This window comes from Pseudomonas sp. NPDC096950 (genome assembly GCF_044762525.1).
Taxonomy (GTDB): domain Bacteria; phylum Pseudomonadota; class Gammaproteobacteria; order Pseudomonadales; family Pseudomonadaceae; genus Aquipseudomonas.
The window spans coordinates 89,690-112,830 of record NZ_JBIWEL010000005.1 but is presented as its reverse complement, the minus strand read 5'-3'; the positions used below and the strand labels follow the sequence as shown (position 1 = coordinate 112,830).

At 52.6% G+C, this 23,141-nt stretch carries 27 protein-coding genes; 22 read left to right on the top strand and 5 right to left on the bottom strand.

The features are described 5' to 3' along the window. Positions 1 to 39: 39 nt before the first annotated feature. Entirely contained in the window at positions 40 to 597 is a 558-nt protein-coding gene (locus ACIQY3_RS11385) for a hypothetical protein (protein ID WP_403019388.1), read from the top strand. Positions 598 to 1,087: 490 nt separating this feature from the next. On the opposite strand, the gene ACIQY3_RS11380 is transcribed toward ACIQY3_RS11385, so the two are convergent. Beyond that, positions 1,088 to 2,182 carry a hypothetical protein gene (locus ACIQY3_RS11380; RefSeq protein ID WP_403019386.1) on the bottom strand — a complete coding sequence of 365 codons (1,095 nt, stop codon included), beginning with the start codon at positions 2,180 to 2,182 and terminating at the stop codon, positions 1,088 to 1,090. A 386-nt stretch (positions 2,183 to 2,568) separates the two neighbouring features. On the opposite strand from ACIQY3_RS11380, the gene ACIQY3_RS11375 reads away from it, so the two are divergent. Next, positions 2,569 to 4,668, top strand: a complete 2,100-nt coding sequence (locus ACIQY3_RS11375) for a hypothetical protein (protein ID WP_403019384.1) — start codon at positions 2,569 to 2,571, stop codon at positions 4,666 to 4,668. 392 nt (positions 4,669 to 5,060) lie between these two features. Here the strand turns inward: ACIQY3_RS11375 and ACIQY3_RS11370 are convergent, their stop codons facing one another. Then, complete coding sequence (locus ACIQY3_RS11370; RefSeq protein ID WP_403019383.1) at positions 5,061 to 6,518, bottom strand: hypothetical protein; 1,458 nt, start codon at positions 6,516 to 6,518, stop codon at positions 5,061 to 5,063. Positions 6,519 to 7,096: 578 nt separating this feature from the next. Between ACIQY3_RS11370 and ACIQY3_RS11365 the strand changes: the two genes are divergently transcribed. The 6 genes from ACIQY3_RS11365 (at position 7,097) to ACIQY3_RS11340 (ending at position 10,244) form a co-directional block, all read left to right on the top strand. Further along, entirely contained in the window at positions 7,097 to 7,639 is a 543-nt protein-coding gene (locus ACIQY3_RS11365) for a hypothetical protein (protein ID WP_403019381.1), read from the top strand. Positions 7,640 to 7,641: 2 nt separating this feature from the next. Further along, positions 7,642 to 8,049 carry a hypothetical protein gene (locus ACIQY3_RS11360; protein ID WP_403019380.1) on the top strand — a complete coding sequence of 136 codons (408 nt, stop codon included), beginning with the start codon at positions 7,642 to 7,644 and terminating at the stop codon, positions 8,047 to 8,049. Between the two features lie 11 nt (positions 8,050 to 8,060). Next, entirely contained in the window at positions 8,061 to 8,435 is a 375-nt protein-coding gene (locus ACIQY3_RS11355) for a hypothetical protein (RefSeq protein ID WP_403019378.1), read from the top strand. 19 nt (positions 8,436 to 8,454) lie between these two features. Next, positions 8,455 to 9,195 (top strand): hypothetical protein, encoded by a 741-nt coding sequence (locus ACIQY3_RS11350; RefSeq protein ID WP_403019376.1) that lies wholly within the window; start codon positions 8,455 to 8,457, stop codon positions 9,193 to 9,195. 67 nt (positions 9,196 to 9,262) lie between these two features. Further along, complete coding sequence (locus ACIQY3_RS11345) at positions 9,263 to 9,700, top strand: hypothetical protein (RefSeq protein ID WP_403019374.1); 438 nt, start codon at positions 9,263 to 9,265, stop codon at positions 9,698 to 9,700. Between the two features lie 64 nt (positions 9,701 to 9,764). Further along, positions 9,765 to 10,244 carry a ParB/RepB/Spo0J family partition protein gene (locus ACIQY3_RS11340; RefSeq protein WP_403019372.1) on the top strand — a complete coding sequence of 160 codons (480 nt, stop codon included), beginning with the start codon at positions 9,765 to 9,767 and terminating at the stop codon, positions 10,242 to 10,244. Between the two features lie 85 nt (positions 10,245 to 10,329). Here the strand turns inward: ACIQY3_RS11340 and ACIQY3_RS11335 are convergent, their stop codons facing one another. Then, the gene (locus tag ACIQY3_RS11335) at positions 10,330 to 10,974 is read right to left on the bottom strand and encodes a DNA-binding protein (RefSeq protein ID WP_403019370.1); all 645 of its coding nucleotides are present in this window, start codon (positions 10,972 to 10,974) and stop codon (positions 10,330 to 10,332) included. Between the two features lie 948 nt (positions 10,975 to 11,922). On the opposite strand from ACIQY3_RS11335, the gene ACIQY3_RS11330 reads away from it, so the two are divergent. The 14 genes from ACIQY3_RS11330 to ACIQY3_RS11265 all read left to right on the top strand — a co-directional run bounded on the left by ACIQY3_RS11330 (position 11,923) and on the right by ACIQY3_RS11265 (position 21,928). Continuing rightward, positions 11,923 to 12,237: a hypothetical protein gene (locus ACIQY3_RS11330; protein ID WP_403019369.1), complete on the top strand. Its 315-nt coding sequence runs from the start codon at positions 11,923 to 11,925 to the stop codon at positions 12,235 to 12,237. Positions 12,238 to 12,545: 308 nt separating this feature from the next. Continuing rightward, positions 12,546 to 12,956, top strand: a complete 411-nt coding sequence (locus tag ACIQY3_RS11325; RefSeq protein WP_403019367.1) for a hypothetical protein — start codon at positions 12,546 to 12,548, stop codon at positions 12,954 to 12,956. Positions 12,957 to 13,560: 604 nt separating this feature from the next. Beyond that, complete coding sequence (locus tag ACIQY3_RS11320; protein WP_403019366.1) at positions 13,561 to 14,094, top strand: phospholipase D family protein; 534 nt, start codon at positions 13,561 to 13,563, stop codon at positions 14,092 to 14,094. Between the two features lie 126 nt (positions 14,095 to 14,220). After that, positions 14,221 to 15,213 carry an SIR2 family NAD-dependent protein deacylase gene (locus tag ACIQY3_RS11315; RefSeq protein ID WP_403019365.1) on the top strand — a complete coding sequence of 331 codons (993 nt, stop codon included), beginning with the start codon at positions 14,221 to 14,223 and terminating at the stop codon, positions 15,211 to 15,213. A 72-nt stretch (positions 15,214 to 15,285) separates the two neighbouring features. Next, positions 15,286 to 17,229, top strand: a complete 1,944-nt coding sequence (locus ACIQY3_RS11310) for a helicase (RefSeq protein ID WP_403019364.1) — start codon at positions 15,286 to 15,288, stop codon at positions 17,227 to 17,229. Positions 17,230 to 17,372: 143 nt separating this feature from the next. Next, positions 17,373 to 17,906: a hypothetical protein gene (locus tag ACIQY3_RS11305; RefSeq protein ID WP_403019363.1), complete on the top strand. Its 534-nt coding sequence runs from the start codon at positions 17,373 to 17,375 to the stop codon at positions 17,904 to 17,906. A gap of 221 nt (positions 17,907 to 18,127) precedes the next feature. Then, positions 18,128 to 18,403, top strand: coding sequence for a hypothetical protein (locus tag ACIQY3_RS11300; RefSeq protein WP_403019362.1), 276 nt, complete (start codon positions 18,128 to 18,130; stop codon positions 18,401 to 18,403). A 44-nt stretch (positions 18,404 to 18,447) separates the two neighbouring features. Beyond that, entirely contained in the window at positions 18,448 to 18,666 is a 219-nt protein-coding gene (locus tag ACIQY3_RS11295) for a hypothetical protein (protein ID WP_403019361.1), read from the top strand. Between the two features lie 84 nt (positions 18,667 to 18,750). After that, positions 18,751 to 19,005 carry a hypothetical protein gene (locus ACIQY3_RS11290; protein ID WP_403019359.1) on the top strand — a complete coding sequence of 85 codons (255 nt, stop codon included), beginning with the start codon at positions 18,751 to 18,753 and terminating at the stop codon, positions 19,003 to 19,005. A gap of 479 nt (positions 19,006 to 19,484) precedes the next feature. Continuing rightward, the gene (locus tag ACIQY3_RS11285) at positions 19,485 to 19,742 is read left to right on the top strand and encodes a hypothetical protein (RefSeq protein ID WP_403019358.1); all 258 of its coding nucleotides are present in this window, start codon (positions 19,485 to 19,487) and stop codon (positions 19,740 to 19,742) included. A gap of 39 nt (positions 19,743 to 19,781) precedes the next feature. Beyond that, positions 19,782 to 20,114: a hypothetical protein gene (locus tag ACIQY3_RS11280; RefSeq protein ID WP_403019357.1), complete on the top strand. Its 333-nt coding sequence runs from the start codon at positions 19,782 to 19,784 to the stop codon at positions 20,112 to 20,114. 12 nt (positions 20,115 to 20,126) lie between these two features. Then, positions 20,127 to 20,372, top strand: a complete 246-nt coding sequence (locus tag ACIQY3_RS11275) for a hypothetical protein (RefSeq protein ID WP_403019356.1) — start codon at positions 20,127 to 20,129, stop codon at positions 20,370 to 20,372. A 324-nt stretch (positions 20,373 to 20,696) separates the two neighbouring features. Further along, a complete protein-coding gene (locus tag ACIQY3_RS11270) occupies positions 20,697 to 21,092 on the top strand; it encodes a helix-turn-helix domain-containing protein (RefSeq protein WP_403019355.1) in 396 nt (131 codons plus the stop codon). A 77-nt stretch (positions 21,093 to 21,169) separates the two neighbouring features. Further along, complete coding sequence (locus ACIQY3_RS11265; RefSeq protein WP_403019353.1) at positions 21,170 to 21,928, top strand: hypothetical protein; 759 nt, start codon at positions 21,170 to 21,172, stop codon at positions 21,926 to 21,928. 37 nt (positions 21,929 to 21,965) lie between these two features. On the opposite strand, the gene ACIQY3_RS11260 is transcribed toward ACIQY3_RS11265, so the two are convergent. Further along, entirely contained in the window at positions 21,966 to 22,319 is a 354-nt protein-coding gene (locus ACIQY3_RS11260) for a hypothetical protein (RefSeq protein ID WP_403019352.1), read from the bottom strand. A 34-nt stretch (positions 22,320 to 22,353) separates the two neighbouring features. Beyond that, on the bottom strand, positions 22,354 to 23,118 hold the full coding sequence (locus ACIQY3_RS11255; RefSeq protein ID WP_403019350.1) for a hypothetical protein: 765 nt from the start codon (positions 23,116 to 23,118) through the stop codon (positions 22,354 to 22,356). Positions 23,119 to 23,141 lie beyond the last annotated feature (23 nt).

Here is a 23,141-nt window from a genome sequence, read left to right as displayed (position 1 = left end):
TACCGAATAAACGGCAATGTACTGCACGGTGACGATTGAATGGACGATATCGAGGGATCCCTCGCTGACGAAAAGCCAGCTGCACTGACGCATGCATCCATGCGAGATTTGATTGTCACGCACCTTATTGGCTACCTGGATCACTACATCCCTGAAGGAGTTACCGATAAAGCGGCTCACATGATCAAGACAGTTGAACTGCTTGATGAGCTTTGTGTGACCGTTGCTCAACTGTCGGTCGCCAACCGTGTGAATGTTTCGATGGCCGAAGTTCTCGGTACCAGGGTTCCTTCCGATCCCGAGAATGATGTTTCCGGTGCCGAGTGTGAACTTCGCTACCGATTGATCGAGCAGATTGACGGTAATGCACCGATCAGTAAAAACGTCTACTCATACGACGATGCGCTAACCAAATTTGGCGAAGCCTTCGTCAACGATTACTGGGGCGCACTTGGCGAGAATTGTCCGAAGTGCGTCACTTCCAAGACAGAAAACGGCAGTGAGAAAAAACTGTGGTTCTCTGTCATACGCGTACCAGTCGCTACCGATGAAGTGAAGCTTTCGCAACGCTCTCAATTCAAAGCACCAGGTCTGTGATTCATTCGGTGCCGCTAATCAATCGGTGCCGAATACCCCTCGCTGTCCCCTACTCCTCGTTCCCGAGAATGCTTTTCTCGTTCCCGAAGACAACCTCGGCGACGAAAAAGCGCGCCTGCGTTTTGGTCGGTCAGATCGGCACGGTAGATGGATGGAATGCGGGCAAAGGGAGCGCTTCGCGCTCCAGAGGGGGAGAAAGCGACGCGGTTTTGAGGAGGAACGCGGCGGGCTTTCAAAGAGGCCGCTGTTGGGGATGGTATAAATAAACGGTGTGAAGAGGTCGCTTGGGATGGCCAGCGCAACGCCGGGCGGTGCTTCGGGCACGTGCAGGTTTCAGGTTGGAATGTGGCCAGCGGCCGATGGGGCGGCGAGGTTTTTAGGGGGGATGTAGCTGAACACAGAGTTGGGGATGGTATAGAAATTTATGGGATCGATTTGCCGTCGCACACCCAAAGAGACCTATTTCGATCCTCACTCAGTTTGCGGTCTTCTAATTCGTATACCGTTGAATGGTCCAACCGGTATCCTCATCTTTGAGCTGTTCAACGCTCACAGTCATGACGCTTGAACTATCGAATTCTGACTCTGAGAGTGCCAAGCATGCGCACCTCAGTAGAGTCCCTCCGTTGTCATGAAGAGTACTGTGTCCAATGTTTATATCGGTCACGTACTCGTTGAGAGCGAGAAGTGCATCAACGCTATCGCATGCATGATTGAATAGAAGAGCTTTCCATTCCATGCGCTCAGAATCGAATGCGCACCCAAGGAAGCACAGTTCGATATCTCCCACTTTACGGAATTGAGGCCAACGGTTTAAAAGCAACATTACAGAGGATTCAGCACGGTTAAGAAAAAAGTCGCCGACGCAGGCATTCCTTTCGAGCTCCGAGCCGGATTGCGTTATTTCATCTGAATAGTTAAAGGGGGATGTCGTGGTCGCTGACAGATAGACGGGGACTTCACCGTAAACGTCATCCTCAATAAAAATGGAGGGTTCACCGATGTTTGGAATTTCATCGCCGTCAAATTCAACATCCCAGTTCAAGTGGGACAAAAAATCTGCCCATTGGCTCGGGAGCACTCGCCCGCAGACCTCCAGTGCCTGACTGGCACGATAGCTCTCTATTTGGTTGGGGAACGACTCTTCCGCGTAGCTCGACGGACTATCCATCTCATCGAAGGGCTTGTCGCCAGGCTCAAATAAATCACGAAGCGCGTCAAAAATTTCCAAACTACATGTCGCCGTTTCACTTGGAATAAATGCCTTTGCCGGCTTGTTTGATGACGGTGACAAAGCCTGAAGGAGATTCAGTGAAACGGTTGGATCAACTCCATGCTCGACGATTAGCACATGCAGATAGCGTTTTATTCGTTGCTTGTAAGTGTGTAGATCTACGTCCTCATCTGCTCGGGAAGGTGTCGCGTTTTCTATGGCATACACCATCACTTCCCAAGACCCGTATCCGAGCATATTGGCTAACTTCGTCGCGCAATCATTGGGTTCCCAACTGATCGATTTTGAACATGCATCAACCCATTGTCGTGCATTATCGACGCTTCGCAATATGAACGGTTCGAAACTCATGAGCAGCTCCCTGAGGCTTGGGAAAGGTTGTCAGTATAGACGACTTGGAATCAACACAATTAAGGCACTCCTACGCCAAATCTGTTGCTCGTTGCAGCAGTTTCCTGCACGCATTTCGCATACATGCACCTACAATGCGCCCCCTTCAAAGCACCCCAAAGCTTAGTTTTGTTCGACCCAGCTTGACATTCCTGTTTGGCTCTCTAACATTTGCGGTATCCGGACTGGTTTCGTTCGGTGCTGCTGGCCTCGCGCGAATTCTTTGGATACGAAACCACACGCTTCGCCTGTAACCCCCAATTCTTTATACGATTCTTGACCCATAGTCAGATGCACACCGGCCCGCCAGCTACCACGAACACTGTGCCCCTGCCTGAGGAGTTCACATGCTTCGTATTACTTCGGCTGACTTCGAGAGCGGCCGCATCAAACAATCCATTTCCAAGCTGCGAAAGCACCCACTGGGCCCGCAAAATCCACGGCCCTCGCTTTCGTCCATGCAAGAGATCTTTGCCCAGCTAGTGGGTTACGGCAAGTATGCCGAGCTTCGCAGCTCGGCCATGCAATACGGGCCATCCTACATCGAGCAACCGTTGCAGATGGATCAGGTGATCCAGTTTGTTGGTCAGCGCATTGCGCATTACCTGGATCTGTCGCTTGAACACGCGATGGCCATCGCGGCCGCGATCAACCTCGAACATCTGGATGCCTGCCGGGCTACTGCACGTACCCTCCCGCCTTCGACGTTGCGCGATGATCGTCTTCGCCCGGCCGTGCACGTGGCCAACCTTGGCCTCGCACCGCTGACCGTATCGGATCTGATAGGTCTCGGCGCTCCGGCGTTTAGCTATGCCATCGCAGGTTCCGGCGTCACCTTTGTGTGGGATGGGCTGGTCGACGCGGTCAGTCAGCTGCAACCGTCCACGCTTGAAGCTCTGAAGTCTGATCAGAAGTTCTCGACTATCCCCGACATGAGCGCATTGCGTGATGCTTATGTCAGGGACGTGCTCATTCCTGCATCACACAAAACATTGCTCGATGCAGTGCGCCAGCACGAGTTGTTGCCACCTGGCTACGAGTTCATTTCGCTGTTCAACGGAGCAGGCGTTTTTCGCGGCCGCAGCATTATCAACCGGCAACTCCGTGGGATGGTTCCAGTCATCAGCCGCGACGGTGGGATTTTTGAAGCGATGGCCTCCCTGCTATGCGGTCGACAGCCTCAGCACAGCGGCATGGTGCGCAACATCAAACCGGGCGATGGCAATGATCGGGTGATCCACTTCGCCAATGGCGGGGGCATGGTCGTGTTTGACTTCGTCGACAACGTGCACCCACGCCAATCCGGCCGTACGTACATTGAGTATGCCGGTGCGGAACAAATGTACTCACTCGCGCCAAATGCTTTGCTCCGAGAAGCTGAGATTGGCCGCCTTCTCGCCAACGGGCAACCTGAGCTGATGAACGCTTCCCCGGATGACCTCGTAGCCATCAATGGCCTCGTGCTGGATGATGGTCGGTTCCCTGGTGACGCAATGGACGTCCCTGTCGGGCCTATCATTGTGGAGGGCCAAATGCGCCCTCGATCGGTAATGACGGATAACCTCAGTGGCCCGAGTTTCCACGAGCGTCAAATCACCTACGTTCGTCTTCATGAGTGGCTTACGGTCGATGACATCCCACCAATGGTTCTTGCGGCGATGGACATGCCAAATGTGAAAGAAGAGCAGGATCACATGATGACCGAGGCGCTTCCGCGCTATCGAGTGGATTTACACCACCAGATCGAAGAGTCGGTTATTGGTGCGGCTCATCTAGCTCAGCGATTCATTGCCTCCGCTGCCGGCATCGAAAAGGTGATCAGCCTCGTGAATCGTTTTGCGACCCCCGACCAACTGCACGTTCGAATCGTACAAACATACGGGGCGGTGATGATTCGGCGAAACAGCGTTCAACAGGTACAAAGCGCCGGGGAGCTTACCAAGGCCGCTATGCCTGAACTGGACGAGTACGACGACTATGTTGTCGGTGCTTCGCTCGCCATGTCCAATCCTGGACAACCTTTGATAGCGCCAGCTCTTCGCGATTTCCAGGCTAAGGCGGATCTACTCACCTGGCTGGCCATTTTCAGCATGCAAACCCATGACAGTGCCCGGCTGACTACGCGCTTCACTTCACAAACACGTGCGCTACTCATCAGCGCGATTCTGTTGGACGGGATGAGCCCTGATGATGTGATCCCACGAGGTCAAAATTTCATGGTGTTCTTGGACAAGCTTGCGGAAGAAGCAAGTTACATTGGCGACGTCAAGAAATGGCGAGAGGAAAGCTCCAGACGGTGGGCCGCCGCTCGCAAGAACAATTACTGGGCCGTCGGAGATGCTGTTGCACCAGTCGCCATCGTAAAGCCAATGACAGAGGTGTCCAACCCGGCTCCTTACAAAGTAATTCAGGAATCTGAAAACCACTATCGTTTGGAAGCGCGGTAGTTCTGCATTACTGCTCTGCCACGAACTCAGAAAAGAATTGGACTGCGCATAAGTGGCCACTTCACTTAGAGAAAAGGCCCGCTCAATAGCGGGCCTGTTTTCGGGCTTTCGGATGACCTCTCGGAGTAACCACATTACGTAACCCACAACCGAATCAGCTTCACATCATTTTTTTGTACTCGCGCTACCAAGCTATGGCGCATCGCGCAAACACGTCAATTTTCCCCGAACCTCGGCTCAATCCCGCCCCCCTACTGGTGGACGGCTTGACCTTGGCATGCTGGGTACAATCTCTGTGTCATTTGCTGCTATTGGCGGTGCGTAGTTAAGTGGTTTTGTAGTGTGCGTACCCACCCCTGTAGCCATCCAACCAATTAACGGGAATCGAGGATTCACGCCCTCTGATTCGGGTAGCTGAATTGGTCAGAGAGCAGTAGTGGAATGGTGCTATTAAGCTTTGATTTGAGTTCGTACCATTGTTTACGGTTATCAGGCACATCATCGCCCATCCAGAGAGCACGCAGTTGAGCCTCCGCATTCTGAACTGACTGATTGGCTAAAAACTGGGTACATGCCTCTACCAAACCTGGTACAGCGTCATAAGCGGGCCATGTGTAACGCTCGAACGTTTCCATGTCCGGTATGACTGCGCGAAAACCATCATCACCATCAGGCAACGTACCTGTCGAGTCCAAAAGAACAAGACGTAAGACCGGTAAGTCAAACAGCGCCTTCGTGAAGTTTTGAAGAAACCCCGGAAAATCGCCTGTAGCAAATCGACCGAACGCCCGAATGAGCGCCGCATCGTATCCATCCTCTTTTGGGAACTTTGATGCTTTAGCGGCTTTCTCGAACTCTCCGACTTCCAAGAGCATGAGAGGGTAAATATACCTGACCCCAAGATTGTCATGAGGGTTGAGGCGTAGCTGTTTCCGTGCGTCTCTCAAGCAATACAGCATCCTTTCTGCATCGTGGTAGATGGTCATTCGTAGCCAAAGCAGCCTGTGGTAGAAGCGATTGGAGTGAAACCCCCATTCGATCTTCCCTCGAAAGCCCTTCGGAATTAGATACTCTGCCCGTTTGATATGGGCTTTAACGATTACATATGCTTCGTTCAAATTGCCTTCATCATAGTAAATCTGTGCAAGGCAGAGCCCAGCCTCAAGAAAGCCCGGTTGATGCGCAAGAGTTTTTTCCATCCACCGTTTCGCCTCAGCAATGCGTTCTGGCGTATCGGCGTCCTGGTAAACGTTATCCAGTGAGCGAATAAGCTGACTGCACGCATCACTCCAAATAAACCGTCCACTCTTTGAGGACTCATCGAGCGTCTCAAATTCGTACAGCGGATCGGTGGAATTTAGCGGGGTACGGCTTTTCACTTCGCTCCAAGATGCCCCGCCACAATACCCAGCACAAACAGTGTCCATTATTGCTTCAAGAGTTAGGCCGGTAGCTATCGAGAGCCTGGCGCCGAACTCTTGAAAGACTTGAGCTTGGATTTCCGGTAGAGAGGTGTCGGGGGTAGTGGTGATGAGGAATACCAAGGATTTAGAGAGCCGAGAGATGCTCTCTCGCGAAACGGTATTGGGTGGCGAGGTTGAGATATTAATCAAATGGGCGTTCAAGCCGTGCCAGTTGGGGAAGCCGACCGCAACAGCGATATGTCCCAAAGCGATGGAATGATTGATGCCAGCAGCGCGCCCCAAGATTTTCGCCCCAAGCTTGATGCGATCAAGTAGGTGACTGATCACGACAGAAGGGTTTTCATTCAGCCAGAATTGAAGCGAATCAATTTCAAGTTGAAAAGACAACTGACTGAAAGCCACGTAGTCGTCAGTAGGAATGGACAAGGTGTTCTCCACGTCGGCGCAATTCGATCAGCCCGCTAGATCAACGCCTGTAGAGAGGAGTCAATAGAAAGTAAATCTGTGCAAGGTCGCTATGGCTGTTTCTCCGGTGCGGGCGGAAGGTGTGCGACGAAAACCTGCGCTTATTCTAGTGCGCCAACCGATTAGCCTCAAGCCCATTTTGCAGAGCCGGGCGTAGTGCGCCGCCTTAGTACGAAAAGGGCTGCGCGACAGTTCTAATTCCCCGACACCACTGGTCTTGAACAATAAAAACAGTCGCAGAGTTGCCGTCTCAGCCTAAGGGGGGCGGTCACGTGGCAACCCAGCGGCAGACTCCATGCATTTGGAGGTTACCGCCGAACTAATAACGAAACCCAGCAAGCCCCTGATACTCAGGTGAGCTTTGCCCTCCCCGCCACTTTCTGGAGATCTAATTTTACTCGGGGCGCAGAGTTTTACGCTGCTAGGAAATATACTTCTTTACCGATCTGGAAATATACTTCACAATATTGAAAGTTCATTGGCTGTTCTCGATCTTGGACGCCCTGCCAATTCAACCCAGTTTGAAATAAGGATTCGCTATGCAGTTTCAAATCACTCTCGCCGGTAAACCAATTTGGGTTGAGTCCGAAAATGAGTCACAAGTTTTAGAAGTGATCAAGGATACTGCCGCCACTTATGGGCCGCTACCAGGCAACGAAGACGGCATTAGCGTCCACGCACCTGCGTCGGTAATCGACTATCGCTTGCCGATGGAAGCCAAGGGCTTAACGGCTGAGCTTGCCTCAATCAGTAACGTGCTTCTTCAAGATAGCGAATGCGCCTACGCCATCGCTTCAGGTTTGCCTGACGCCACCGAACGGCTCAACAAGCTACTCGCCGCATCGGTGGCATTCTCAGTCGCCCCGTTGCCTGAAGGTGAATTCCTTATCTCTGTAACTGAAGAGCATCACGAGCTGGTTCAGGATTGGAAACAGTTTCTGTACAACGATAGCCGCTGGGCTTTCGGCTCGGCCGAAGTAGCCGAATGGGACGAGGAAGAGAAAGAATTCCACTTTCACTCCTACCACGGGCTTTCCAAACCAAGCGTAACATCAGTAATTGAGTACCTTGCCGGGCTGTGAAATTGACGCTGCTGTCGGCATTGTCCGCCAGCAGCATTTTAGATCGACGAGACATGGTCGCCGCGCTTATGAAAATCTTAGCGAAACAAACGGAACATCCGAATTTCCACAAAGTAGGATTAGCGGTATCCGTTGCGTGTGTGCTGGCTGCCATCTTCTACGTACCAGTCTTGATCGAGGACGTTTTTCTTTACCGCGCGGTGGTGAGCCAGCGCAGTTGCTGTGGATTCGTTCCTGAATCGTGGCTTGAAAGGCCGATTACCTACCTGATGGTCGATGACTGGACAGCACCGGTTTGGTCTGTAAACGCAGCTAAGACACAGCGCTGGCTAACCACTGATGGACTGGTCAACGGCGAAACAAAATTCTGGCGGCTTTTGCAAAAAGAGCCCATTGAGAATCATCTCTAAGGAGCGATCAGATGGCTGGGGTGATTGGAATATACCTATTTGTAGCCGCTCTTATTGCAATCACAATCAACAATCTTTGGGTCTTTGCTGGCGCGTTGATTCTGTTGGTGCTTGTCGGGCTGTACACCGGAATGGTCTCACCGATTATCGAAGATCGGCAGCGAAAACGCCGTATCGCAGAGATGCAGAGGCTTGACCGCGAGAGCATTGATCTGCATTCCGGGTGGGTTAAAAAGCCATGGCAGCATGAAGTTGGTGAATGTACGCGGCAAAGGAAAATCCTGGATGAACGCATTGAGTCTTTTGCACTGAAGTCGGCGACTGCGGAAAGTTCCTGTAATCACCTCTTAGCTCCGCGATCCTCAGGCATTGACGGTTCTGAATAACTGACTTAGGGAATGAACCATGTTTTACGGAAGCCTCAAGGCGTCGTGGCTAGAAGGTAGAGTGAGGATCAGCCTTCCTCCATTTGGTTGTGACGGACACAGCACAATTGAGGCATCGGGCCTTTGCCGGCTTAAGGCCGTTTTCCTCAATCAATCAGAGCGTGAGCTGTTAGTCCTTTTGGCCAAGCTTGATGCTGTGTTGGTGATGCAATGCCAAAACCGTCCCGTTAATACCTGGACGACGGAGCAACGTGTAGCAGTCAAAAGATCAATACAAACTCATGGACTCGGAGACGACAGAAGTCCGCAGCGCGCGTTGATAGATCATATTGGCGTTCAGGTTTTTCAAGCACCGCGACACAGTGAAGGATTCGGTCGAGGCGGTGGCAAGGGAAAAAGCGATCCAGAGCTAGCCCATTTCAGCATGCTGCTTGAAGAATACCGGCATGCGCTAGTGAAAGGGCTGGGGGCTTCGGGAGCCGATTACAAAATCGCCTGCATTCCAACTCTCGCGGGGATACGCCACGCGGGCGTTGCGGTTCGCCTCGAAGATCAGCGCGCCTACCTGCTCATTGACGGGACAGATCAAGGCCTGCCGGAGTATTTGCCTGCGCTCTTGGCGAAGGACGTGTCAGCGTTTTTGCGGACTCGTGCCGTACCGGATGCAATTTCGAAAAGCCGGTGGCCGGGCCTGAATCGTGGCCCAATTATCGCGTACAAATTCAGGCTGACGGAGTTTCCAACTTGCCTGCACTTCTAGGCGATGCTTACCACTCGGCCGCGCGTCTTACTCATCACAGAAAAGCTAATTTAGAAGGTATTGAGTCATGCGAGTTGACCCCACCCAAGGGCAAGAAGCAAAGCAACTCCCAAGCGATTCACCATTCGGCTGGGTTGTGAACAGCCCACACAACCTGGAGCCCGTTGAGGGTTTCACACGCGATTTGCAGGAAGCTGAAAAGTATCGAGCGTCTGGCTGGACAGTGACTGAAGTGTTCAATCGCGAGACCTGCCATAAGCTTCAGACTGAACTCAGTGACTCCCACAGGGCTTACCACCGTCTGAATGAACATACCAATGAAACTGAGCAGTATTTGGATGAAGCTGCCGAGCTGCTACGTGCTATCGCAAATAGTGAACAAACCTATCGCGAATGCACCGACACGAGCAGCCCAACAGGCCAGCGAATCTCCCGAGTGGTGAATTACACAGCGCAGTTTCAACCTGAGACGCATGCAGTCGAGCCCACGTCCACATTGAGCTAGTGAACCCTGCTAGCACATGCCTGCATCGACCGTGGCGGGGATTTGATGATCCAGAGAGCATCGTATGACTAAAAACAATCACCCTACAGCTACACATATCTCCAAGCTGAGAAGAAATCCTCTCAAGGCACAGATCCCTTCAGAAAAACAAATTAATGCAATGGCTCGGAGCATAGAAGCGAACGGGATACTCGACCCAATTGATGTGCGGCCGGTGCGAGATGGTTTCGAGATCGTAAACGGTGAGGTTCGATGGCTAGGCGCGAAGTCACTGAACATTGATATCGTGCCGATCAAGGTGCTGGACATCGACGACGAAAGTAGCCATCTATCCTCACTAATGATTGACATGACCCCTGAAAAGATGGATCCGGTTGACAAGGTCAGCGGGCTAGAGCGTCTCGTTGATGCGTACGGAAATGATGCAGTTGAGATTGTACTTGAGAACATACAAGGGTTAATGAGCCAAGCTCCTTTTGACCCTAATCTTCAAACCCGCATTAACGCATTGCTTGCACGGTGTGGACTTCACCCTCTCCCGTAGACGTTTCTAGCCCGCACAGCGCGGGGTTTTTTCGTGCCTTGGTTCCAGCACTATCAGCTGCGTTCGTATCAGGCACCAGCAGCTGTCATTGGCCGATCCGTGTTTGAACTGCTGGATCGCTCTTTTCATGGCTGTCTCTACCCGGCGTCATTGCAGAGCGATCAGCAGCCTTGGGCCTGGCATCGTTACTCAGCAAACTTTGTTCGAAAGCTATGCATGCACTCAGCAGCGCGTATTGCTGGCGCTGAATTTTGATCCACTGGACTAATGCGTTTAAAAGCCAGGTGTTCATGGATAGCTGACGACTGCCAACCTTCTTCTTGGCCAGTTCTTTCAAGTCATCGCGTACCCTGTCGCGAATTTCATCTGGGAAGCGAACCACGAATTTTTTCCGTGTCTCGCAGAGACCAAGATCAAATGTCGGCACCTCATCGAGCACGTTCTGAGCAAGCTCATCACCAAGATTGCGCTTGAGTATCTTGGTTAAACCATCTGACCGGGTATAGCCGTCAATGGCTTCCAGAATGGCCGCGACTGTTTCTGAGTTTGCGCTGCGACCTTGGTAAATCCCTATCGCAGCCATTTCGTGAAACAGCTCTACGAATCCACGGATAACAAACTTATCGGCAGTGGTACTGAGCGTTTTCTTCCTGGGCGTTGGTGCTGTTCGGGAAGCACGAAGCGCCCTTGCATATGCTTGCTGTGCTATGGGGTTGGAAATCGACTTCATGCGTAATGCCTTGAATGCGTTTTAGCGCTGACGGCGCTTTATGGTGTGTTGTGCGCTTTTCTAACACATCATCAACTGCCTTGCTGATGCGATCATCGAAAATTCAGCGCCAGAATTTTGCCTTGGGGGAAGGACGAAACACATAGCGCATAGGAGCAGCCCTCCTCGGGAAGTATATTGCTTTACAGAAAAAGAAATATACTTCAGTATTCAAGCCTCCGAAATGACCAGGTTAAGACCCATGGCAGCGACAGAGCTCACAGTAGTCCCGCACCCCAAGTTGAAACGTGACTACAAAGGAAAACGCGTACGTACACTCAACGAGCTGGAGAATGGGTGGGGAATCATTCCTGCGGGGGCGCTCGCCATTATCAACTATCAGGGCCCGAAAGGTTCGTCTCTGACAATCGACCCTTGTGGCTGCTGTGGGGTCAAGGCGATCATTAGCGGAGTTCAATCCAGCGATATCGAATTTATCGAGTAACCGCCGCCGCTGAGCACGTCTGGGTAGAAATGAAGGCTTTGGCTACAGGTGAGTTATCTGCGGATGCATTTTCAAACGTCCTCTATGCCACGATCCCGGACGGTGAGACTTCTGCAATATGGAAGTCGTGCCACGGTCGCATTTTCGATCATGAACCGAGTTGAAGGAGTTCTAATGACAAATCAGGAAAATTCGGACGACCTGTCCGATGGTGAGCGGGCCATCCTCCGGCGACTGGCCAAAGCACCTTTAGCTTTGCGCTGGGGACGAAACGGTTGGTGTGCCGATTACCTCCCGAAACCTGCAAAGCGCGCTGACTTTGATAGCCTATGCACGCGCAGGCCGTCACTCGTTGAGATTCATACCGCATCTCTTCACTTGGCAAGCGAAGAAGACTGAACGGTTTATTGCCCGTAACCTCCGCCGCCTTTATTACTCTGCATTTCACTACCAAGAGAACGTTCATGACCTACCCGGCATTCAGTGATGAAGCGAAGCAACAAAAAATCAGCGAACTCAAGGCGGCCCTCGCCAAGCTTGAGTCCCGGAACGGGGTTACAAAGAAATATCAGCTGGGCATCTTTAAAGGCCGAGTCCACGAACTGGAATCTTTGGGGCTGCTGACCTGGGAAGAGCGCGCCGCGTTCGATGATGCAGCTCTGACAGTATGCGGGTTCCCTGTGTCGTCGACTCCAGCGGTTCAGTTGGTGCGAGAGCAGCTAACCGAAGCTCGCACCGCGTCGCTGGATTCCGTGGAAAAGCTTCTGGAGGCAGAGTGATGACCACTCAGCGAGAGCAGATTCAACGTGTCATCGCCAACGGGTTGAATGCCCGCCGAAGCAATCCGCAAAGCCACTCTCAACACTCCACCTTTTCTGCCCCGATTTATATTGTGAGCATGTGTGAGGCTCTACTCACGCAGATCAATGGTTCGAACAACCACCCGGTCACACTTCAAGAGCTCCTCCTGCTTGAAAGGACGTGCACTGGCGCTGACTACTCTGAAAAGCTCGCCTTACGGTGCCTCGCGCTGCTCGAAGGTGCATCCACATCCCAAGCCACACATTAACCTTGCCTAAGAGTTGCCATGCCCACGTCCAAACTTGCTAAAAAAACAGGGAAGTTGCTTGGCTGGGCAATCGCCCTTGGCCTGATCTACTACTCCATCTCCCCAAAGTCCACAGAATGGGTTATGGCCCAAGAAACCACCGCCGGGGGGTACGCCATTATCGCAAAGGAATACCCGACACTCTCACCAGGCAGTCAGGCGTTGGTTCGCTCCCATAACGACAAGGGATATCTCTCACGCAAAGATGTTTCCGACCTTCTAATGATCATCACTAGCGAGCGCCCCGGTGGTATTCAGGTTTACCCAGCGCCGGATTTCGGCGATCCAAAAGAAGACACAACTTCAGTGCTTTGGCGGTCATTCATTGGGGAACAGAGCACCTACAAATCAAAGGCGATTCTGAATGAGCTGATTGCAAAATCGCTGTGAACACAACGCCCCGGTGGAACCATATCGGAATGGCAGATTAGCGTTCTTTGCATATCGCAGACACAACACCAGCGCAGTGTTGATGCCAGATCTCTCGCGGAACATTTGATGCTCGGTTCGACGCCCCACGCCGCCGGGGCACCAGAACGATCTGGATATATAGCAGATGCTTCAGACGCTTGTGCTTTCACCTAAAAGGTTTTCGTCGAACGCATCGCAGGGAATCACTACCCCCCCACCATTCCAATGCCTTTTCCCTGAACATAGCCCACTCACTTCTACTCGGCTTTCCATGAGTGCACAGGCGGCACTGGGGCATACCAAGCATCTGCTCCGTCACCGTGTTATGGAGATCAACACCCATCTTCCCGAACCGGCCTACTGTGGATCCGTCCGAGGCATGTATCCAGACAGCGTCTCGACTCAGTGCGGTCTGAACTTCGTATCGAATGGAGGCGCTCTGGCCAGCCTTGGGCTTCATCATTTAAGCATCCTAAATGCCTATATTATCCCATGGGATAATTTTAGTTTGATTATAATTGCGCGCACAGATAATATCCTGAAAATCGATTCTGTTCGAACCCTTAATCAAACGAGACTCTCTATGCGCCTGCCTAACTTGCTCGCCACCGGCTTTCTTTGCCTCTGCCTGAATACCGTCGCACTCGCCAAGCCAGAAATGGAGGTCGGGTTCTCACCAGCGAACGGCGGTCAAAGCGCGGTCAACATCGTGCTGGACGGAATTTCGAACGCACAGAGCGAAATTCTGGTCGCTGCGTACTCGTTTACCAGCAAGCCAATTGCAGCTGCCCTCGTTGATGCTCAGAACCGTGGAGTTACCGTGCGTGTCTTGGCCGACAAGAAAGGCAACAGCGCCAAATACTCAGCGGTCACATTCCTTGCGAACAAGGGGGTTCCGGTTCGTCTGAATGGCAAGTACGCGATCATGCACGACAAGTACATGGTCATCGATGGGCTGCACGTCCAAACGGGGTCGTTCAATTACACCCAGGCGGCAGTCAAGAGCAACGCCGAGAACGCCCTGCTTCTTCGCGGTGTTCCTGACCTAGCCGCGACCTACACCCAAAACTTTCAAAGACTGTGGTCTGAGGGCGATACACTCGACGCTGCCTATTGATCAGGCAAAGGTCACTTCACCTCCACTCCGGCGCAACCGACGTGGTCGCCCTCCTGACTCAGCTTTTTTGAACCACCGTGCGGCCGTGGCAAATATGCGGCCCCATTGAATAGCGAAGAATTGGCGATGATCGAAAAAATCCCAGATCAACAAGATGCGGTGTACGCCCAAGCGGCTTCATCGTCCTTTTTCAGTGAAATTGCTTTGCTGATTGTGGTTCTCGCCGTTCTCCTTGGAGTCAGCTGGGTTATAAGAGCTCGGCGGACTCGGACAAAGGACACGCGACGCGAGGACGTCCCCCCTGAAGGACAAGCCGACTACCCTTCTAGGGTTCCGCTCGAAATACCTGAAACCATCGCCGAAGAAGTCCAGTTCGATTTTGCCATCGCTGCAATCAAACGAGCGAAGTCAGTTCTGATCATCACCGGGGCTGGTATTTCTGCTGACTCAGGCCTTCCCACTTACCGAGGCGCTGGCGGCCTCTACACAGGTTCATCTCCTGAAAGCAGTCCATTATCTGCAATCATGCTGCATCGGAGCCCAGACGCCGTTTGGAGGCATCTCAGCTCGATTGAGCGAGCAAGTCGCACTGCGCTTCCTAACTCCGCTCACCTGGCTATCGCCGAGTACCAACGGAAGAACCCCAACTGCTGGCTGATGACACAGAACATCGACGGCCTGCACCTCAGGGCTGGAAGCCCACCAGAACGGGTGTTAGAGGTTCACGGCAACGTTCGCGAGGTTTCATGCATGTCTTGCGGGGCAATATGCAAGTGGCCTGTAAACCTAGGCGACGCGGCCTACCCGCTCCCCTGCGCAATCTGCAATGGACAGATTCGCCCGTCGGTTGTCCTCTACGGCGAGATGATTCCTGAAGCCACACAGGACACAATGCAATCCAAGATTTCAACAGGGCAGTTCGATGTTGTTGTGGCCATAGGTACGACCTTGTCCTTTCCGTACATCAAACGTCCCCTACAGAAGACTCGTGCGAATGGCGGCGCGTGTATCGAGGTCAACCCCGGCGAAAGTGAGGGTGGTGCTTTGGTACACGCACACATCAAAGCCCGCGCAGCAGAGTTTGTCCCTATTCTGCTGAGTTATTCAGACCTCGGCTGACCTCTTTAAGCAGGCGCTCCCAAGGTAATGATGCATTAAGAAAACACTGACACAGGCAGCTCCATACCCAACATGGCCGAATACGTCCTCTATCTACCGATGTCTGAGGCGCAAGCTGATCTACTTGCTGACCCGACCGTCTCTATACACGAGACGCTGGGTCGGTGGGATACGCATGAGTTGGCAGCAGTGGCAGTCGTACAAAACCTCAAATCGCTGGCGGGAAAACCGAAGAGCAGCATGCTTATCGAAAAGGGTGTTGCAGATCTGATTGAGGCCGGCGCTGACCTCAGAGACACCCATACGCCTGGCACATTTACAGACTTGATCATTCAGCGCTTCAACCGCGAGGCCTTCATCGGCGGGCGGGCGCTCATGAGCAAGCTCAAACTACGCTTTATGGATGAGGAAACACTTGCTGGACGTGCTTACCTGGTTGGCAACTATTGGGACTTGAGGTTCTGCCAGCGTCATAGCGACCACTTGAACCCGGCCAAGGAAGAATTTCAAACTGTTACGGGGGATCGATTCACGCTATCCAGCCAACAGGCGCGAACCTTTCGAGTACTCCAAGCTGAACACGACGAAAGCATTCACATCCAAGCTCTCGCGGGCACTGGCAAAACCCACCTGATCGAGCGGATGATCAACACCCTCACTAACTGCCACCCATTGCTGCTGGCATTCACGCGAGTGCAGCTCGACTCGCTCATGCTGCGGGTGGGAGTTGACCGTGTTACCGGTATGACGTTCGGTGGATTCGCCAATCACGTTCTCAGGCGCGACCGATCAAAGCCCTATCGACATCCCGGCAGGCGCTCTATGCCGCGCCATCAAGTTACGCCTGAAGAAGTAGCCTTGCGCCTGGGTTTGATGGCCGTTGGCAGACTCAACCCCAGCCAAGTGGCTTCGGCCTGCGCGAAAATGGTCATCCGGTTCTGCCACAGCAGTGACTCCGCCATCCATGAGGGGCACATCCCTAAGCTTGGGTTTACCCTCGACACTGTTGAACAGGCGGTGCTGGCTCAGTACGCGCACGAGTTGTGGACTCAAACAATTGATCCGACGGATGCACGGTTCGATTTGCCCCTGCGCGGTTACCACTGCATCAAGCAAATGTCGCTCCTTCCGGATGCGTTTATCGGGCACGAGTTCACTCACATCATTGTTGATGAAGCGCATGATCTAACTTGGCCGATGGCATCTTTCCTTGATCGATGCCCCCAGCCGGTTATCTCCTTGGGGGACGCCTGCCAGCGGCTTGATGGCAATGTCAGCACGCGGGCGGGGAACATTCGCCACCGTGAAATTACTCACTCGATAAGGGCCGGGCGGCAGATCGAAGGCGTGATCAATTCTCTGATCGACAAAAACCCCCTGTTCCAACTGGGTTTCATTGAAGGTAACAGTGACAAGGACACGAAGGTCGAGTTCTACGACAGAGCTGAGATCCCGACTTCGCCAACCACCATTCTGGTTAGCTCCGAATGGGGTCTGTTCGAGTGGTTTCAGCGACTTGGCAAAGCTGGCGTAAGTTTCAGCCTTTTGCCTGGCGCGGTCTCCACGTTTCGTCGCTTCATCCTCGACTGCATTGAGTTATTCCACAGTCAAACCCGGCCGACCCACAGCGCCCTCTTCCGCTACTCAAACTGGGATGACCTGCATGCCGATATGGATCCCGGTAACACGAGTTTCCATCGCGTAGATCGGATGCTCAGGAAAGGCTACAGCGCCATTGACTTCGAAGCATCACTGCTGACGCTTGATACCTCGGGATGCGCCCCAATCAAGCTCGGGCGAGTTGTGGATGCAAAGAACATGGAGATCGATACCGTCATGCTCGCTCCGGATCTGCTTGGGGACGTTCGGCCGGGTGATCGAATCGCGACCGGCAGCGCCTTTGCGGCACTTTACACCGCCGGAACGAGAGCCCGCCATCAGCTTATCGTCCCAGGCAATCTGAAAGACTGGGCTTCAGATGCGGCCAGACCAGCGAACCGCAATGTCAAAGATTGAGCGCTTGGAAGTAGTGCCAAACGAAATATATTTCTTTACTGGCTGGGAAATATATTTCATTATTGAAACCATCTAAACCGCTTCACTCCAAATGGCGACGATGAGCGCCAATCATCCTATCGACACGTAAGGAGGCACAACTCATGCCGTTTGATGAAACCAACCAGGCCGAGTTCGATGAGCTGCACACGCAGATCCATGAGGCGATCCACGCCGACCATGAAGCTCGTTGGATGCAGACCGTAGGCGGTTTTTCCGGACGCCGCACGCCCAAACAAGGAATGTTCGTCAAGACCGGCCCGCATGGGGGCTCGAAGCGCGGCTCAATCGGTTGGGTTGCCCAGGTGCGTTTGAAGCAGGGCCAGTTCGGTTCGGACAACTACATCTTGTGTCATGCGGGGAACGGCGGATGGTTGATGCAGCACGCAAACAACGTTTTCTATCCGCTCACCCCTTCCGAGGTTGAGCTGGTGCGTCCTTTTTTTGCTGATCGTCTGCCAGAGAACGAGGATTTCACTCGTGGATATACCCTCGGCAGCGAAGAAACTCGCGCATTTGGCTTCCTGATCGATCCGCCTGAGGGGTTCCAGACTCGCGGCGGCGAAGGGGCACGGATGCGGATCACCACCATCGACGCAGATGGCAGCAAGACCCTTACTGACACCGTTTTCTTATAGGGACGATCATGGCAGTTCGTAAAAGTGGTTCGCCGGGTGACGTTGTAGCCCGTGAGTTGAGACAGTCGATTGCTCAGCAGGTCAAAGAGCGAACCGGGTTGGATCTGCCGAGCAGCCAGACTATTGACCAAATGGTCAGGACGGCCGCGAAACATGGTGTTCGATTCACTCTTGTTTCGTACATCGTGCAGTCCCATTCGGATTAAGAAGGAAAACACCGCATGACCGAGCTTGAGAAAACGGGACAACCTGAGTTCCTAGCACTTGATGTACAGAAGGCCAGCGCAAACTTTCCTGAGGGTTGGGACTCTTCCTTCGGACGATTTTCATCGCAGGACGAGGTAAGTGACTTCCTCAAAGGAAAGCGAATTGCCGCAGTCGAGTTCACTGGCCATCGCACTATCAAGTTTGTCCTTGAGGGCGGCGTGGCTGTCTCACTAACGCCTTCTGGCACTGAAGGTGATGACCTCGAAATGACGGTTGAAAAGCCGGCGTGAACAAATAGGAATTCGCTGCACTCCCCACCGTTGAGAAGAAGATTATGAAGTTGAAAACAATCGCCCATAAAGCAATTTCTGTACCGATTGGCCGCTGGGTTATTTCAACGATGCTGATGGCCATCATTTTGGGGCTGGTATGGCATTTTCTAGGCAGTGATCCGGAGCTGTACAAGAAAATCGCTATTGCGACCACCCTGATCATCGGTATTTCAGGGGGTTACCTTGTTCTCAGCGGCAAAGCTTTTGATCCGAACCGTTAAAGGGAACTAGCGTGCCCTCGGGCTTGCTGGTCGGTGCCAGCCAGGGCGACAAATCAACGATGATGACTTATAGGAAAGATCGCTATGGCTGTTTTCAAAAGGCAACGAAAAAATTCCAGTCGTAGCGTAACACCACCAGCTTTGGAAACTTGGCCATTTTGGGCAAATTGGTGTGCACTCGATCCGCTTGGCTATTGGATTTTCTTTGAAAACAAGCCAGCGCTTACAGACCAAGGTTGGCTGCCTGATGGGGTGAAATGGGGCGAGCCCCGTGAAGCCTCCGGCAATATTTCTGCCTTATGGAAATCCCTGTTGTTTTCGTCGCCGAGAGCGAGTTAGGAAAGATCGACTGCTGTACCTTAGCCCCAACTCTCTAAAAGCCGGTGGCGAGAACGTAGAAACTGTTTGGCGGATTGAAGCAGGTACAAGGCAAGCAACTCCGAACCATTTTCGCTGCAACTACCCAGAAGCAGGCAGCAGAACTTTTGGGTGTATCGGCTTCTTTTTTAAAGGACTAGTTCGCCGTCACCGGCACAAACGCCGAGGTTGCAGCTGCGTTGGCAGCTCTAGGGGTCGTTTTGCAGGCCACAGGTGAACGCAGTACGGAATACTTGCCAATCAATGCAGCTATCGAATCTCGGAGGAAAAAGATTACCAATTATGCCAATCGACATATTCGCCGTATCGGTCAAATTTCAAGAACTGTACGCTGCTTATCCCGGTGTCTTTCATAGCACAGGAATAGTGCTGACAGTCGTGTTCGCGTACTTCGCCGTAATCGAAATCGCGGCCCGCGTAGCCAAGCAGGAAAAGAGTCGATGACCATAAAAATCAATACAGCAGAGTGTAAGCACGTACAAGTTGATCCAGAAAAGGTCGAAAAGCTCGCCCGCCGCCTCGCCAAATGCGCGGCAGATGCCAACGCTTTGGGGCTGTCGATTTTTGGAAGTGGAATTGGTGATCTGCGCACAAAGGATGAACCTGGCTTCATCGTTGCTTACCTCGGCCCTGGGTTCGAGGGGGGAGCAGGACACACGAAAATCGATGAAAACGGCCTTACCCGTGGCGAAAGCTAAACCATCGAAGTCCAAGAAAAACTTACCGAAGGCTTCGGGATGATTATTACTCAATCAGATTTTATTGCTGGTTCAGCCATTTTTGTTGTGCTCCTTTTGGGCTACGTGGTCAAGATCGGATGGCTTGGAAGTCGGGAACCCAATGACGACGCGGATATTGAAGTGTTGACCTGGAGGAAGAGTCGGCTCGTTGGTAAGGCTCGGGAATCAAACAAGGTGGTTGTTGATTGCCTGAAGAAAGGATTGTCTTTGGAGTATGGCAATGCGCGGCGATCTCGCATTCGCCTGATGAAGGAGGCGCGCGATCTTGAATCTATTATCCGGAAGATTCGATCAGAGCGACCCTTTCCAAAAACCAAGATAGATGCGTAGGAAAATGCGCCAATGAAGAAGATCCAGCTCGACGCCATAAAGCAACTTGAGGGCGCGTTTAAGCTTTGCAAGCAATCAGGGCTTGCTTTGGTTGGCATTGACGGCAATCTCTTCGCGACTGTGGCTGACAGCGCGTTCAAAGCCGAGTGCCGCGCCATGTCGAGCTGTGAAGCTGTGCTGAATAGATCCAACGACGACCACGCTGGGACTGTGACGATTGAAACGCACAGGGCCTACCTCGATAGCGGCGCAACTTAGGAAAGAGATCATGGAAAACTCAATTTCGGAAAGTCACAAGCGATATTGCACAAGCATTGTGCCGGATGCAGGTGCAGGGCACCTTGCTCAACAGCCCCACGGAAATCCAGGCGAAGTTTACCCCTGCCCCGCGCACTCTGGCAGCGCCTGCGAGCTTTGCGGCGGAACCGGTTATCGCGCTGTGTGCGATAGTACCGCTTGCCACGAACATGGTTGCCAATTTGGTTCGTGCGGTCGGTCGAAGGATGATTTTCTACGTAGCCAAAATTCGGTAAGACCAGCCCACCCCAGCTAACGTAAACAACTGGCTCCAGGGAATCCAAATTGACCTTTTCGATTGAAGCACTTACCTCAGCTTGGAACCGTCTCGATGCTGCTGTCCGGAAGATACAAAGCGCGAAAATGAGCGAAGTGTCTGAAACACTGCATGAGCTTGAGCTTGCGCGTAAGAACTATGCGCATTTGCAACGATTGATTCCTCATCATTTAAGATTAACCGTACCAGTTAGTGACGTAGTCAATGGCGGTAACACGTTCGGCGAACGCCTTCTGTATTGGCGCTCCAAGGTGCAACTTACTCAGCTTGAGCTGGCCAATCTCAGTGGCGTCAGTCTTCCGCAATTGACGCGGTACGAGACTGGACGGTCGACACCGCGCTTAGGCGCAGTTATGAAGCTTGCAAAAGCCCTCAATATAGAAATCGAAGCCCTCCAACCATGATCAGCAAATTGCATTCGCTCGCAGATTTGCACCGAAAACCACGGCCCAAAAACTAACGGCAAACCTGGAGCACTCATATGCCTGACCACTACAAAATACCTGCCGAAATTCAAGCGGCCGTCGCAGCCCTAAAAGCGATTGAACCGGTTGTGACCTGCCTCCAGCATGCACGAACGATAGGCCTCGAAATCGTTGTACCCCAGGCAATCGAAAAAGCATATGTGGAGATTCATGGCGATGAAGGCCAGCGTTTTCTGGATCTTCTGCTCGGTCGAACTATTTCATTGGCGTCTTCTAACACCAAAATTTTCATGAGATTGGAGGATTGCGAAGGCAATGAACTAGCGCTACTGAACGAGCCGGTTGAAACCGTCAATCAGAAGACACACCCCATCCTCCCGCAACTGGAACAGACTATCGTTGATGTCGCCGGCGGCCACCTAGAATCGTATAAGCATGCGGTACGCAGCCCATACAACCATGAGTGGGCGAGCTCCATGTCGCAGGAATATTGGATGCTCAATTCGCTGCTGTTCCTGGGCCATCTGGCGAACAGCGGGCTAAGTGATTCGGCGAAGGACAAGCTCGGAGAGATCGAGCGAACGCTTGGCAAAGTCGACGGCAAGCAGGCTCTCGTGAAAGGGTCACCGCTATTCCATTTGCAATTTGAAGGCGGCGACTCGCTTCCCATACACCACGTAGAAAAACTTCCAAATGAAACGGGGTATTCAACACTGCTCAGCATTCAGCAATGGGAAGACGGCGGCACGTTACTCACGGTGAATGATTCCCTGTTTCCTAACCCCAATGCATTAAGCATCTCAGCGAAACCATAACCGAAGCGGGCCTGCGAGCGCTGCGGGCCCGACGGTTTCATTCAGCGGTAGTTTGAGCTTCCGACTTGATAGCAATCCCGAGCGAGCGCAGCCAGGCAACGATCTTCTCGTTGCAAAACTCAGAGCTCGATGCCACGGCGTAGCATTCGCCTGTCTGTAACAGAACCAGCTGACTGTCATCCTTGAAGGTGAAAATCGCGAGCTCGACGGCGATTTCAAGCCTGATGGCTTTTGCCAGTTTCTTTGACTCAGCCAAAAGCCAGTCAAACCCCTTTTCCTTTCGATCCGCTAGCTGATTAATTAGAGCAACAGAAATTGGGATTTGTGGATCCTCAACTGCTCCACTGAATAGCGCATCGATCCGCGCCATAACCTTGTGGCCATCATTCATTTGCTGCGTCCTCGTAGCCCGCTTCTGCGTGCGCTCATGGAAGGTGGGACTTTTGGTATTCATGGACGCGGATCGCGCGGTCTACGCCGAATTCAACTTCCAGAATTCCAGCCCGCGCAAGAAAGGTCCATTGCTGAGCTAAAGTATGAAGCTTGCTTAGCTGGTTGGCTCTTTTGTACGCCGGGTATTCGGCTAGAAGAGCATTGCGCCACATTGGCCAAAACGTCGTGTCGTCCTTAAACATTTTGACCATCTCTCTGGCCCAATCCTCAATTTCCGCGTCGGACATTGGTTCGTCAGCCTCCGTCACCAGAAGAGCGCCGTCGGCTTCAACCCCCACGTCTAAAAAGCCTCGCGAGGCGATACTTTCCCATCTCCCCGCAATCGTCCCCACCGTCATGTCAGGGAAGACAGCTTTGTATGCTTCATGAGCCCCCAGTACGGCCGACCGCCACACCATCCAAAACGGTGACTTATTTGGGAGCAACTCGGCGAGTCGCTTACATCCGGATACGAGCTTCCATTCCTCAAACCTATCGGGCGGGATGTCGAAATCGATCCCTCGTTTCCACGACTCAACAGCGCCGACAGTTTTCTCTTCATCGCTTGCGGTTAGCGAAATCCGGTTCCGGACGACTTCCATCCCGAAGGTTGGATCGTAGCCACATTTACAGACGAGAAAGACCTCACATTGCTCGGCAGTCATGGGGGCTGTCGTAACAATGAACAGCTGATCATTCCTGCAAATGGGGCACGCAACGACTTTCCCCTGAAGATCCGATTTCACCAGTTTACTCATGCCCTACTCCACGGTTGCCCCAA